This window comes from Promicromonospora vindobonensis, assembly GCF_042685865.1.
Classification (GTDB): Bacteria; Actinomycetota; Actinomycetes; order Actinomycetales; family Cellulomonadaceae; genus Promicromonospora; species Promicromonospora vindobonensis.
The window spans coordinates 246,895-260,306 of sequence record NZ_JBHUOG010000001.1 but is presented as its reverse complement, the minus strand read 5'-3'; the positions used below and the strand labels follow the sequence as shown (position 1 = coordinate 260,306).

Below are 13,412 nucleotides of genomic sequence, written 5' to 3'. Positions count from 1 at the left end.
CCATGTCCGAGAATCCCCATCTCCTGCCCGCCGTCTCCTCGTTCCTCTCCTCGCCCAGGCAGCTGCTGATCGACGGCGAGTGGGTGGACGCGAAGGACGGCCAGACCTTCGCGACGGTGAACCCCGCGACCGAGGAGGTCCTCGTCCAGGTAGCCCAGGCCTCAGCGGTCGACGCCGACCGGGCGGTCGTGGCCGCCCGCAACGCGTTCGAGACGGGCCCGTGGTCGAAGATGACGCCGCGCGACCGTTCCCACCTGCTGTGGCGCATCGGCGACATGATCGAGGAGCGCACCGAGGAGTTCGCGCAGCTCGAGTCCCTCGACAACGGCAAGAGCCTCGAGTCGGCCCGCGGCGACGTCGGCGTGGCCGCCGAGCTGTTCCGCTACTTCGCCGGCTGGGCCACCAAGATGGAGGGCACGACCATCCCGATGTCGGTGCCCGGCCGCGACTTCCACGCCTACACCCGCCGCGAGGCCATCGGCGTCGTCGCCGGGATCGTGCCCTGGAACTTCCCGCTCACGATGGCCTGCTTCAAGATCGTCCCGTCGATCACGGCGGGCAACACCATCGTGCTCAAGCCGGCCGAGCAGACCCCGCTCACCGCGCTCCGGCTCGGCGAGCTGCTGCTGGAGGCCGGTGTCCCGGCCGGCGTGGTCAACATCCTGCCCGGGTTCGGGGACGCGGGCGCCGCCCTGGTCGACCATCCGGGCGTCGACAAGGTCGCCTTCACCGGCAGCACCGAGGTCGGCAAGAAGATCGCCGCCGGCGCCTCGAAGAGCCTCAAGAAGGTGTCGCTGGAGCTCGGCGGCAAGGCGCCCAACATCATCTTCGCCGACGCCGACCTCGACGCCGCGATCGCCGGCGCCGCCCTGGCCGGCTTCTTCAACGAGGGGCAGTGCTGCGTCAACGGCTCGCGTCTCTACGTCCAGCGCGAGGTGTTCGACCAGGTGGTCGAGGGCGTCGCCGCGGCGGCGAAGGCCATCAAGGTCGGCGACGCCTTCGACCCGGCGGCCACCATGGGTCCGCTGGTCTCGCAGGAGCAGCACGAGAAGGTCATGGGCTACGTCCGGGGCGCGGTGGCCGACGGCGCCACGCTCGCAGCGGGCAGCCCCGACCCGGCCGCCGACAACGGCTACTTCTTCGCGCCGACCCTCATCACCGGTGTCACCGAGCAGATGGCCGTCCAGACCGACGAGATCTTCGGGCCCGTCATCACGGCGATCCCCTTCGACACCGAGGACGAGGTCGTCGCGGCGGCCAACAACACGGTCTACGGCCTGGCGGCCGGCGTGTGGTCGCGCGACCTGAGCACGGCCCACCGGGTCGGGAGCAGGCTGCGCGCCGGCACCGTCTGGCTCAACACCTGGCACGCGGACGACGTCACCCTCCCGCGGGGCGGCTTCAAGCAGTCCGGCTGGGGCCGCGAGCTGGGGTCGTTCGGCCTGGACGACTACACGGAGCTGAAGACGGTCATCGCAGAGCTCCGCTGAGCCGGCGCCGCAGGCGCTGACGAGGAGCACGAGAACCAATACCGCAACACCCGGAGTCAGGTCCGGGCAGCCGACCTCTGCGGAGGCTCGGCTGCCCCGGGCTGCCTCCATGTCCATGAACCACGTGCGAAAAGGGATCAACGATGAACCTGCTACGCAGACCTGACCCGCGGCGCCGAGCGCGCCGCCTCCGCCGGGTGCCCGCGCACCTGGCGGCCATGCTGACCGCCCTCGCGCTGGCCGTGCCCCTCGGGGGCGGCGTCGCGCAGGCCGCGCCCACCTCGGCCGAGCAGGCCGCCGCCGGATCCGTCGACGACGGCGAGCTGCGGGTCCTGCTGTTCTACAAGCCGAACTTCCACGCCTCCCACGTCCAGGCCCGCCAGGCCGTGCGCGACCTCGCCACGGACCTGGGTGCGGAGTACTCCCAGCCGGTCGACATCCAGGAGACGGACGACCCCGCCGCGTTCACCACGGAGAACCTCGCGACCAAGGACGCTGTGGTCTTCGCCCAGACCGGAGGCGTGCTGTTCAACGTGGCCCAGCGCGCCGCGCTGGAGACCTACATCCGTGACGGCGGCGGATACATGGGCCTGCACTACGCCGGCTGGTCGGTCGGGCAGAGCGAGCACGACGTGAACCCGTTCTACGCCCGGCTCGTCGGCGCGGTGTCAGAGGGCCACCCCGAGAACCCAGCGGTGCGCCCGGGCCGGGTCGTGGTCAAGGACACCTCGCACCCGCTGACCCAGGGTCTGCCCGCCGACTTCACCCGCAGCGACGAGTGGTACGACTGGTTGGTCAACCCGGCCCCCCACGTGCGCACCCTCCTCGAGGCCGACGAGTCGTCGTACGGGATGGGCGCCAACGGCACCACCCACCCGATCACCTGGTGCCAGGAGATCGACTCCGGTCGGTCCTGGTACTCGGGCATGGGCCACGAGGGCTCCGCGTACGCAGAGGCCCCGATCCGCACGCACATGAAGAACGGTCTCGCCTACTCGGCCGGCCTTCTCACGGCCGACTGCTCGGCGCCGGACAAGGCCGAGCAGGGCTCCTGGAGCGGGGTCACCCCCTGGCCGCTCGTGCCGATCAACGCGGCCCTGACGTCCGACGGCCGCGTCCAGTCCTTCGGCAGCGTCTCCTCCGGCTGCACCGACGGCACGCCGTACGACTTCGGCGGCAACTCGTGCGTCACCCAGGGCGGCCAGATGGAGATCGACGTCTGGGATCCCGCAGAGGAACGGACGGCCGCCAACGTCGGCTCGGGGATCGTCTCGAACTCGACGTACACCGACCTGTTCTGCTCGATGCAGGTCCAGATGCCGCACCGGCGGGCCACGATGACCGTCGGCGGTGACGACGGCCTGGGCGGCAACGCACCCAACGACGCGTCGCTCGGCGTCACCAGCTACACGACGAACCAGGGCCTGCGCGACGAGGCGCCGATGAACTTTCCGCGCTGGTACCCGACGGGCACCACCCTCCCCGACGGCTCGGTCGTCGTGCAGGGCGGCAGCCTCAAGGGCGGCCCCGGTGGTCCCGGTGTGCTGACGCCCGAGATCTACACGCCCGACGAAGGCAGCTCCTGGAAGCTCCTTGACGGCGCCACCAGCGCGGCCGCGTACGGCGACGGCGGCAACGGCAACGGGCCCGACGAGAACCGCTGGTGGTACCCCCGCGCGTTCGTCGCACCGGGCAACGGCAACGTCTTCAACATCACCGGCACGCAGATGTACGAGCTCGACCCCTCCGGCGACGGTGAGGTGATCCTCCGGGGCACGCTGCCCGCCGAGATCGCCGACCAGGACGGGCTCGGCAACCCGGTCGGTGCCACGTCCACGGCGACCATGTACCGCCCTGGCAAGATCCTGCAGGTCGGCGGCGGCTGGTGGGCCAACGGCGGGGGCCCGGACGGCGCCCGCGCCGGCTTCACCGTCGACATCACCGGCGGCACCGACGCGCCGGTGGTCGAGGCGACCGAGCCGATGCAGCACGCCAGGCACTGGGGCACGTCCACCGTGCTGCCCGACGGCAACGTCATCGTCACCGGCGGTTCCCGCGACAACAACGGCAACGGTGGCTATGTCACCAACGCCGAGATCTGGAACCCCGACACCGGCGAGTGGACGGAGGTGGAGGTGCCCTACGAGCACGCCCGCCTCTACCACTCGACCGCGCTGCTGCTGCCCGACGGTCGCCTGATGCTGGGCGGCGGCGGTACGCCGGGTCCGCGCAACTACACGGACGTGGAGTTCTACTCCCCGTCCTACCTGTTCGACGGCGACGAGCCCGCTGCACGTCCTGAGGTCACCGGCGTGCCGAAGAAGGTCGGCTACGACGGCACGTTCGACGTGCAGGCCGACGGCCCGGTCTCCCGGGTCACGCTGGTCCGCAACGGCTCGGTCACGCACGGGTTCAACAACGACCAGAACTTCCAGGACCTGGCGTTCTCCCAGACCGACGGCGCCCTGACCGTCGAGACCCCTGTCGACGGCACGTACGCCCCGCCCGGTGCGTACATGCTCTTCGTCTTCGACGAGGACGGCACGCCGTCCGTCGCCGACATCGTCCAGATCGACCCGAAGGTCGCCATGGACGACCGTGCGCCGCACCTGGTCGACCAGCTCGAGTACCCGCGGATCCCGGCCGAGTGGCGCTCCGCCAACCCGCCGGCAGTCGTGGACGTCGCGCCGGGCAACGGCCGGATGTCCCCGTGGGAGGTCGACAGCGAGGTCCAGCTGGTCCGTGCGGCCGCGCCCAGCCAGGGCGGCCTCGGCCTCACCGGCTACCACCTCGGCGTGGGGAGCGAGGGGAGCCTGACCCGTACGGTCAAGGGCCTCGACCCGAACCGCGAGTACCGCGTCTCGCTGCGCTACGCCAGGGACAGCCGGTCCGCCGGCACCGCGCCGGGCACCGCCCAGCTCTCGATCGGTGACCTGTCGACCACACTGACGGCAGCGCCGGACGTGTCGTCGAAGGACAAGTTCGACAAGTACGTCGGGACCTTCGTCGCCGGGGCGCGCTCGGAGGATCTGACGATCGCCGCCGGAGACTCCGGGGCGGGCGTCATGATCGACGACCTGGTGATCGTGGGCTCGGATCCTGGCGCCTCCGACATCCCGGTGCACTACGAGTTCGAGGAGGGCTCCGGGACCCGCGCCGCGAACACCGGGACGGACGCGTCGGTGGGCGCTGCCACGCTCACCGGAGCTACCGGATGGAGCGAGAACGGCGTGCCCGGCGACGCCGTCGACCTCACGGGCGGGTCCAACGCGAACGCGGTCGACCTGCCCGACAACCTGCTCCAGGGCGAGCAGGACTTCACCACCTCGTTCTGGGTGCGGCCGGACACGAAGTCCGACTGGGCCGGCCTCTTCCACATCGGGGACGGACTAGGGGACGGGGGCAGCTTCTTCCAGATCCAGACGCAGACCAACGCCGCCGGCGCTACCGGGCTCGCGGCGACGTTCAAGGCAAAGGGCGCGACTCTGCAGGAACGGGTCTACGCCACGCCGACCCGTGACGTGGCGGTCGACGAGTGGAACCACGTCGCGTTCACGCGGCAGGGTGCCACCGGCACGCTCTACCTCAACGGTGAGCCGGTCGCGTCCCGCTCCGACCTGACGATCGACATGACCGACGTCGGGCCGACGGCCAACAACTGGCTGGGCCGCAACGGCTTCCCCGACCCGGCCTACGACGGTCTGATGGACGACGTCCGCGTCTACTCCTCGACGCTCGGCGACGCCGACATCGCGGCGATGTACGCCGACGGCACCGCCCTCGCCACGACCACGACGGTCACCGTCGAGCCGGGCTCCCCGTCGCCGTTCGCCGAGCCGGTCACGGTCTCTGCCGTCATCGCGGCAGGTGCCGGCGAGGCGCCCTCTGGCGTCGCCGAGCTGTGGGCCGACGGGTCCCGCGTCGGTGGGCAGGTCGACGTCGTCGACGGCGCGGTGCGGTTCACCGATGTCGCGCTCTCCCCTGGGGAGCACGAGATCGAGGTCCGCTTCCTCGCCGCCGACGGGTGGCGCGACTCCGCACAGACCGTGCAGCACACGGTCGAGCGGCCGCCGCCGGGCGAGGGGACACCGATCCACTACGCCTTCGACGAGGGCCAGGGCTCCACCGCTGCCAACACCGGCCTGGACGGCTCGGTCGGGGCGGCGACGCTCTCCGGTGCAGCCGGCTGGACCCCGAACGGCAAGTTCGGTGCGGGGGTCAACCTGCCCGGTGGTGCGGCGTCGACGGGCAACCAGGTCGAGCTGCCCGACAACATCGAGGCGGGGATGGACGACCAGTTCAGCGTCTCCGTGTGGGCGCGCCCGGACGCGTTGCCCACCTGGGTCCCGCTGTTGCAGATCGGTAGCAGCACGGACACGTTCTTCCTGCTGCAGTCCAACACCCAGACCAGCGGCGCGACCGGTTTCGCCGCGACGTTCAAGGCGCCAGGCACCCCGGGCAGCGCCCAGGAGCGGCTGGTCCTCGGCCAGGGCAACGACCTGCCGCTGAACGAGTGGACGCACGTGGTGTTCACTCAGAGCGGCTCGGTCGGGAAGATCTACTTCGACGGCGAGCTCCAGGCCACACGCGACGACTTCACCGTCACCATCGGTGACGTCGGGGTGGGCGGCCAGACGACGACCAACCTGATCGGTGGCACCAGCTGGGGAGACGCCCGCTGGGACGGGCTGGTCGACGACTTCCGGATGTTCGGCTACGAGCTGACCGGAGAACAGGTGGGCGAGCTCCATGCCGGGACACCGGTCAACGCGGCGCCCGTGGGCGCCGCCGACGCCTACGGCACCGTCGAGGACGAGCCGCTGACGGTCCAGGCGCCGGGGGTCCTGACCAACGACACCGACGCCGACGGCGACGACCTGACGGCGACCGGGCTCACGCAGCCCGCGAACGGTGAGGTCACCCTGGAGGCGGACGGGGCCTTCACCTACACGCCCGACAGCGGGTTCGCGGGCACGGACACGTTCACCTACAAGGCCTCCGACGGCACCGCGACGTCGGCGGCGACGACGGTGACCATCACCGTGGAGGAGGGTGAGCAGCCGCCGGTCAACACGGCACCCGAGGCGGGTGACGACGCCTACTCGGCCGTCGGCGGGGAGCCGCTGACGCTCCCGGCCCCGGGGGTCCTGGCCAACGACACCGATGCCGACGGGAACGTCCTGACCGCGACCGGGGTCACCCAACCGGCCAACGGCAAGGTCACCCTCGAGGCGGACGGGGCCTTCACCTACACCTCCGACGCCGGGTTCTCCGGAAAGGACGTCTTCACCTACCGGGCCGATGACGGGGAAGACCTCTCCGCCGCGGCGACGGTGACCATCACGGTGAAGTCGCCTGCGGTGACGGCGGTGGCCGGAGTGGCCCTGCCCATCACCTACGGCACGGCGGGCACGGTCTCGGTGGCGGTGTCACCCGACACGGCCACAGGTGCGGTCGAACTGCACGACGGCGACACGGCCCTCGCGACGGCCACGATCGCGGACGGGCGAGGAACCCTCGTCCTGCCGGCCACCTCGCTCCTGCCGGGGACGCACGACCTGACCCTTCGCTACGGGGGCGACGCCGACCACCGGGCCTCCTCGTCGAAGGTCAGGGTCACGGTGGAGAAGGTGGTGCCCACCATGGAGATCTCGGCGACGAAGGCGGGCAAGCAGGCCGTCATCGAGGTGTCGCTCACCGCGGCGAACGAGGTCCCGGTGACCGGGGAGGTGCGGGTCGCCGTCCAGGACGGTCCCACGCTCGTCGGGACCGTCGAGAACGGCCGGGCCCGCTTCGAGGTGCCCAAGCCCAAGAAGGGTGACCTGACGCTGACGGCGTCCTACCTCGGTAGCGAGCTCGCCCTTGCGGCGGAGACCAGGGTGACGACCAGAGTGCGATAGCAAGGGAGCGGCGTGGGCCCGGAGGATGGATCCTCCGGGCCCACGCCGCGTGCCGACCGAGTCGCTCAGGCTCAGTCGTCGGCCAGTGCCGCGACCACGCCGGCGCGGCTCTCGTCCTCGCTGGCGAGCACACCGCCGTTGGCGACGATGTCGGGAGTGATCTCGCTGAAGACCATGCGGACGTCCTGGCGTCGAGCACCCAGGATCTCGACGGCGCTGTCGGCAACGGCCTTGGCGAAGTCGCGGCGCTGCTCGATGGTCCGGCCGCGCAGCAGCTCGACAGTGATGTTGGGCATGTCTTCCCTCCGGAGGTGGCCGCTCCGCACCCAGCAGTCTGTTCACAGAGGCGACCTTGATTCAGTGACATGAACCAAGGTACGCGTACAGCACGGTGTCGTCCATGATTTCAGCCGCTCAGTTCACACTCTTGACAGGAGTTCAGCGGGCTGATTTGGTGTGCGAGCCACCTCCAACGTCGGGGAGTCGTTCATGAATCGCAGGACTGTCGTCCGTCGCGTGACCCTTTCCGGGATCGCCGCAGCCGGCCTCGTGGCCCTCGGGGCGACGCCGGCGACGGCCCACGTGACCATCACCCCGTCCACCACCGCGGCGGGCGCCACGGCCGTCCTCCAGGTCGAGATCCCGCACGGGTGCGACGAGTCGGCGACCACAGGGATCTCCATCCGGATGCCGGAGGGCGTCGCGGACGTGACCGCTACCGGGACGGACCGCTGGACGGCCGACCAGGCCGCGGACGGCCTGACCTACACGACCGACGAGCCCCTCCCGGACGGGGAGCACGCCCAGGTCGAGTTCTCCGTACGGCTGCCCGACGACGTCGGCGCAACGCTCGTCTTCCCGGTCATCCAGGAGTGCGAGGAGGGCGAGGCGGCCTGGACCGAGGTCGCCGAGCACGCGGAGGGCCACGACGCGCTCGACAGGCCGGCGCCCGTCGTCGTCGTGACCTCCGGTGGCGCTGAGGCGCCGAGCCCGGCAGCAGACAGTGAAGCGACCGACCCGGCAGCCGACCGCGAGGCGCCGAGCCCTGTGACAGTGCGCATGACCGCCGGCGCCGAGGAGAGCGACCCTCTGGTCCCCTTCGGCGCGGGCGGCGTCCTGGTCGCGGGCATCCTCGTGGGCGGGGCGGTCCTGCTGCGGCACCGCCGGCGCCAGTGATGCGCCTCGACGCAGGGCGGCGCCGCAGCGCCGGGCGGCGCACCGGCAGCCTGCTGCTCCTGCTCGCCGTCGTCTCCGCACTTCTCCTCGGCCCGGCGGGCAGTGCAGCGGCCCACGCGACCCTCCTCAGTACCGACCCGGCGGAAGGCGCGGTGCTCGACGCCGCCCCCGAGCGGGTCACGTTCACCTTCAACGAGTCCGTCATCGGTGTTCCCGCGGGGATCAAGGTGTTCGACGCGACCGGGGAGGAGGTGGACTCCTCGGCCTCGGTCCGGGAGTCGCAGCTCCTCGTCGACCTCGACGAGGAGGTCGCGGACGGCACCCTCGTGGTCCTGTGGCGGCTCGTGTCGGAGGACGGGCACCCGATCGGCGGCTCGCTGGCCTTCGCCGTCGGCGCTCCCAGCGACGTGGTGGACGTACAGACGTCCAGCGCCGACGCGGCCACCGACGCGCCCGTCCTGCTGGGCCTCGTCCGCGGTCTCGGCTACGTGGGTCTGCTCCTGGCTGCCGGGGTGGCGGCCTTCGCGGTCCTGTTCCTTCCGCGGGACCGGAGCGCCGACCGCTCGCGCGCCCGGCTCCGGCCCGTCGCTCGTGCGGCGGCCGGAGTCGCCGCGCTCGCGTGGTGGCTGGCCGTGCCGCTGGTGGCGCTCTACCAGCTCGGCCTACCGGCCTCGGCGATCACAGAGGGCTCGACCTGGTCATCGCTCGCGCCGGCCGAGTACGCCGTCCCTGCCGCCGTGGTCGTGGGGCTCGCGCTGGCCGTGGGCGCGCTGCCGGCTGGCGGCGCACCGGGCCGGCCGAGAGCCGCCCTGGTACTGGCCGGCTGCGTCCTCGCGGTCGCGGCGCCGGCGTTCACCGGCCATACGAGGGCCACCACACCCGAGGCACTGGTGATCGGCGTGGACGTGCTGCACCTGGCCGCCGGGACCCTGTGGCTCGGCGGCCTGGTGGCGATCGCGCTGGTGCTCGGGGACCTCGCGCGCGGGGACTCCGGCGCCGTCGTGCTCCGCAGGTTCTCGGCCTGGGCGGCCGGGCTGCTGGCCGTGCTCGTGGCCGCCGGGTCGTTCCTCGCCTGGAGGATCGCCGGAAGCTGGGACGCGCTCCTCGACTCCGGCTACGGAGCTCTCCTCCTCGTCAAGGTCCTCGCCGCACTCGTCGCCGTCGCCCTCGCCGCGTGGAACCGGTACTCCCTGATGCCACGCCTCAGTGCGGCCACCCGCGGCCGCGACCGTGGGTCCCCAGCCACGCTCGTGGTCAGAACGGCGGTCGCGGAGGCGGGCGTGCTCGTCGGGATCCTGGTCATCACCGGTTTCCTGGTGGACCGGAGCCCCGAGACCGACGTGGTCACCGCCAGCGAGAGTGCGGGGCAGAGTGCGGGCGAGGGCGCCCGTGAGCCCGTGCAGCTGGACGAGATCTCGGCGCAGATCACGCTGGACCCCCTGGACGTCGGTCCGGCCACCCTCACCATCGAGATGACCGACGCGGCAGGGGAGCCCGCCGAGGGTTACGAGGCCCCGCAGCTCAGCCTGACGTCCGGGGACGTCGACCTCGGAGTGGTGCAGGTCAGCTCGCTCGGCCCGGGCGTCTATGCCGGCGACGTGGTGCTGCCGACCGGGGGCGAGTGGGAGGTGCAGGTGTCGCTGCGCACCACGGAGTTCGACAACCCGGTGAAGACGGTGACGTTCCAGGTGCCGTGAGGTGCTCCGCCGGTGACTTCGGCCAGATCCGGTAGGACCGTATGCTGTCCGCCGTGCCGCTCTCGCTCTGGTTCGCCCTGGTCGGTGCGGGCGTACTGATCTCCCTCACGCCCGGCGCCGGGGCGATCAACACCATGTCGAACTCGCTGTCCTCCGGCTGGGCCCGGTCGATCTGGGGGATCCTCGGTCAGCAGGCGGCGCTGCTGATGCACCTCGTGATCGTCGCGGCGGGTGTCGGCGTGCTGGTCGCCAGCACCCCGTGGCTGTTCGACGCCATCCGGTACGCCGGCGCCGCCTACCTGGTCTACCTCGGCGTCCGGCAGTTCCTGGCGAGGCAGGGGGCGGACACCGGTGAGGTCGGGGGCGTTCGGCTCCCTGAGCCCGCCTGGTCCATGTTCCGGCGCGGGCTCCTGGTGAACCTCATGAACCCGAAGGCGATCGTGTTCTTCCTGGCGTTCGTCCCGCAGTTCGTGCGGCCGGATCGCCCGATGCTGGCTCAGTACGGGGTTCTCGCGGCGACCGTCGTCGTCATCGACGTCGTCGTCATGTGGTTCTTCTTCGCGACGGCCGCACGTGGGCTCGGCCGGCTGACCGCTGGAGAGGCGGGGCAACGGATCATCAACCGTGTGTTCGGCAGCCTGTTCGTCGGCGTGGGTGTGCTCCTCGCCGCGATGCACTGACGGTCGGCGCGCCACCCGGCGGGCGGCGAGCTCGCGTCTGCGGCACGTTCCCGAGGCCGCCGTGGCGCTCCACGACGACGGCTCAAGGAGAGATCAACTCAGGTGGCTTGGTACGTCACTCTCTGATTGTCGCTGGATGCTGTGTCACGAGGATGCTGAACTCTGCTACGTCGTCAGCTCGGTCGAGGTCCAGGCCTGGTGCGCCGTCATGAGTCGTGACCACCACTGCGACCGGCCCCATGGATACCCCGGTCCGGGTCGAGTACATGGGCTGCCCATCCTTGTCGACGACGTGGACCATGCGGAACTGTAGTTCCCGTGAGTCTCTACCTGGTGCGGCACGGGCGGCCGACGGTCGACCCGTCCTTACCCGCTTCGGAGTGGATTCTCGATCCGGGTCACGAGGACGACGTCGTTGCTTGTGGCGTCAGCGGTGAACTACCTGACGGCGCGGCCTGGTTCACCTCGCCCGAACCCAAGGCTGCGCGGACGGCGGAGCTTCTGGCCGGACGACCGGTGGGCGTCGTGCACGACCTGCGCGAGCACGACCGCACCGCGGGCTGGGTCGAGGACTTCTCCAGCACCGTCGCCGAGGCGTTCGCGCGGCCGGACGAGGTCGTCCACGACGGCTGGGAACCCCTGACCCGCACGCGGCAGCGAGTGGGCGCGGCCGTCCGGAGGATCCTCGCCGAGCATGTCGGACGGGACGTCGTGCTGGTGGGACACGGGACCGCCTGGACGCTGCTGGTCGCCGAGCTCACCGGTGCGGAGCCGGACCTCGAGCGATGGAGTGGGCTGTCGATGCCGGACGTCATCGTCGTCGAGTACTGACGTGTTCTACACCCAGGTGAGGTCGGCCCGGTGTTGCCGTTGTGGTCGTCGGGACGTCCGGCGGCCGGGACCTCGGTTGCGGTGCGGCCGGTAGGCGATGGTGCCGTGGGCGGGCGTTGTCCGGCAGCCGATGGAGTATCGGCTGCGTGACGCACGAGCACTGGGTCTGCCCATGCCGACGGCGGGGGTCCATGGCGGAGTCTCGCTCCGCACCGGTTCCGGCGGGGGTGGGGCGACCGCGACATGGGTGTGCCCTGTCGGGGTGGTCGTCTCTACTGCGTGCCGGCCCTCGACCTCGGTGGTCTGCTGTTCCCAGCCCGGTGCTTGTTTGGCGTGGTTGCAGCGGGCGCACAGGCCCTGCCCGTTGTCCAGGCTGGTGCGCCCGCCCTGAGCGTGCGGGATGACATGGTCGATGTGGCGTACCGGTGCGTCGCACCAGGATGTGCCGCAGATGCCCTGTTCGCGGGCGCGCAGGAGTGCGGCCAGGCCGTGCGGGTGGAACCGCGAGGCCGACGTCGTGGCCAGCAGGCGACCGTGAGGGTCGACGTAGATCGATCGGAGCCATGCCGCGTCGGCGTCGATCGCGTGTGCGGCGAGTTCACGTGCCACGGTCGCCGGGACGGCGCCCACTCCGGCGGGGCTGCCCTCGACCATCACGCCGGGCTGGTCACCGCCGGCCAGGAGGGTCTGGTCGGAGACGAGGAGGTTGATGGTGACAGGGACTTCGTCGGCGCGGCTGGGCTCGCGGCCGGTGATGCGTTCGATGAGGGTGTCGGCCATGATCTGCCCGGTCCCACGCTCGTCCCCGGTCGCCTTGGTCGCCTCTACGTGCTTCTTGAGCTGCGCATACGCTTGGATGCCCTGCTGCATCGGCACCAGCGCGGTCAGGTAGACCATCAGATCCGGGGCAGGGCGCACGCTGACGCACCGCTGCGAGGCGGCCTTCGCGTTGCGCTTCACGCACGCGTGCACGTCGAGCTGGGCGGCCAGCTCCTTGACTCGGGCGGCCAGTCGTCGGGTACCTGTCCGGGCCAGCGCCGCGAGGTTGGCGGGTCCGCAGATCTCCTCGTCGATCTGGGCGCGGTGCTCCGCCGACAGGTGGGAGGTCTCCCAGACCAGCAGGGTTGCGCGCCACTGCGAGAGCACCCCGGTGCGCAGAGCGTTGAACGTGTGCGGCATCCCGGTCACCCAGACGCGTGCCGTGCTCAGGAACCCGGCACCCGCATGCGGGCTGCACCGCAACGCCGCACCGACCTGGTTGGGCACACCACGACCCCGCCGCTCAGCACGAATGCTCTGCTCGGCTTCGCCGGCCCGGGTGGCTACGTCCAGTGCGACGGCCAACCGCGCCTGCGTCGCCGTCACAGCGTTCTTCACTGCTTCGAGCTCGCTGAGCAGGTCCACCCACTGCGCCTGCACCTCCTTCGAGGCTGGAGACCCGCTGTTGGAGGCGCCTGGCAGGATCATGCCCGCCAGCATCTCGCGCACAGCGCGGACCTCCGCGACATCGACGACCCCAGGAACCGCAGCACCACCAACGGGCAGCACCGACCCGGCGGGCTCATCGCCTGCCTGAGTCGTCACCTCGACCGTCCGTGCCATGCGATCAACATATCGCACAAGCGTTCGTATTGCTTG

General features: G+C 71.1%; 8 protein-coding genes. 6 read left to right on the top strand and 2 right to left on the bottom strand.

Features of this window, described 5'->3' with window-relative positions:
- Positions 1-2: 2 nt before the first annotated feature.
- Both ACFS27_RS01180 and ACFS27_RS01175 read left to right on the top strand, forming a co-directional pair.
- A complete protein-coding gene (locus ACFS27_RS01180; RefSeq protein WP_377179506.1) occupies positions 3-1,490 on the top strand; it encodes an aldehyde dehydrogenase family protein in 1,488 nt (495 codons plus the stop codon).
- Positions 1,491-1,633: 143 nt separating this feature from the next.
- Positions 1,634-7,390 (top strand): LamG-like jellyroll fold domain-containing protein, encoded by a 5,757-nt coding sequence (locus ACFS27_RS01175; protein ID WP_377179504.1) that lies wholly within the window; start codon positions 1,634-1,636, stop codon positions 7,388-7,390.
- Positions 7,391-7,461: 71 nt separating this feature from the next.
- Here the strand turns inward: ACFS27_RS01175 and ACFS27_RS01170 are convergent, their stop codons facing one another.
- On the bottom strand, positions 7,462-7,686 hold the full coding sequence (locus ACFS27_RS01170; RefSeq protein WP_377179502.1) for a tautomerase family protein: 225 nt from the start codon (positions 7,684-7,686) through the stop codon (positions 7,462-7,464).
- Between the two features lie 193 nt (positions 7,687-7,879).
- On the opposite strand from ACFS27_RS01170, the gene ACFS27_RS01165 reads away from it, so the two are divergent.
- The 4 genes from ACFS27_RS01165 to ACFS27_RS01150 all read left to right on the top strand — a co-directional run bounded on the left by ACFS27_RS01165 (position 7,880) and on the right by ACFS27_RS01150 (position 11,774).
- Positions 7,880-8,566 carry a YcnI family copper-binding membrane protein gene (locus ACFS27_RS01165; RefSeq protein ID WP_377179500.1) on the top strand — a complete coding sequence of 229 codons (687 nt, stop codon included), beginning with the start codon at positions 7,880-7,882 and terminating at the stop codon, positions 8,564-8,566.
- Positions 8,566-10,263 carry a copper resistance CopC/CopD family protein gene (locus tag ACFS27_RS01160; RefSeq protein ID WP_377179498.1) on the top strand — a complete coding sequence of 566 codons (1,698 nt, stop codon included), beginning with the start codon at positions 8,566-8,568 and terminating at the stop codon, positions 10,261-10,263. The genes ACFS27_RS01165 and ACFS27_RS01160 overlap by 1 nt, the downstream gene beginning before the upstream one ends.
- A 53-nt stretch (positions 10,264-10,316) precedes the next feature.
- Positions 10,317-10,943, top strand: coding sequence for a LysE family transporter (locus ACFS27_RS01155; RefSeq protein ID WP_377179496.1), 627 nt, complete (start codon positions 10,317-10,319; stop codon positions 10,941-10,943).
- A gap of 318 nt (positions 10,944-11,261) precedes the next feature.
- The gene (locus ACFS27_RS01150; protein ID WP_377179494.1) at positions 11,262-11,774 is read left to right on the top strand and encodes a histidine phosphatase family protein; all 513 of its coding nucleotides are present in this window, start codon (positions 11,262-11,264) and stop codon (positions 11,772-11,774) included.
- 6 nt (positions 11,775-11,780) lie between these two features.
- Here ACFS27_RS01150 and ACFS27_RS01145 read toward each other — a convergent pair whose 3' ends face one another.
- Positions 11,781-13,241, bottom strand: coding sequence for an HNH endonuclease (locus tag ACFS27_RS01145; protein WP_377183566.1), 1,461 nt, complete (start codon positions 13,239-13,241; stop codon positions 11,781-11,783).
- Positions 13,242-13,412 lie beyond the last annotated feature (171 nt).

Excerpts from the sequence above, each read along its gene's own strand:
- ACFS27_RS01180 (WP_377179506.1), top strand. The coding sequence starts at position 3 with ATGTCCGAGAATCCCCATCTCCTGCCCGCCGTCTCCTCGTTCCTCTCC.
- ACFS27_RS01175 (WP_377179504.1), top strand. The coding sequence starts at position 1,634 with ATGAACCTGCTACGCAGACCTGACCCGCGGCGCCGAGCGCGCCGCCTC.
- ACFS27_RS01170 (WP_377179502.1), bottom strand. The coding sequence starts at position 7,686 with ATGCCCAACATCACTGTCGAGCTGCTGCGCGGCCGGACCATCGAGCAG.
- ACFS27_RS01165 (WP_377179500.1), top strand. The coding sequence starts at position 7,880 with ATGAATCGCAGGACTGTCGTCCGTCGCGTGACCCTTTCCGGGATCGCC.
- ACFS27_RS01160 (WP_377179498.1), top strand. The coding sequence starts at position 8,566 with ATGCGCCTCGACGCAGGGCGGCGCCGCAGCGCCGGGCGGCGCACCGGC.
- ACFS27_RS01145 (WP_377183566.1), bottom strand. The coding sequence starts at position 13,241 with ATGATCCTGCCAGGCGCCTCCAACAGCGGGTCTCCAGCCTCGAAGGAG.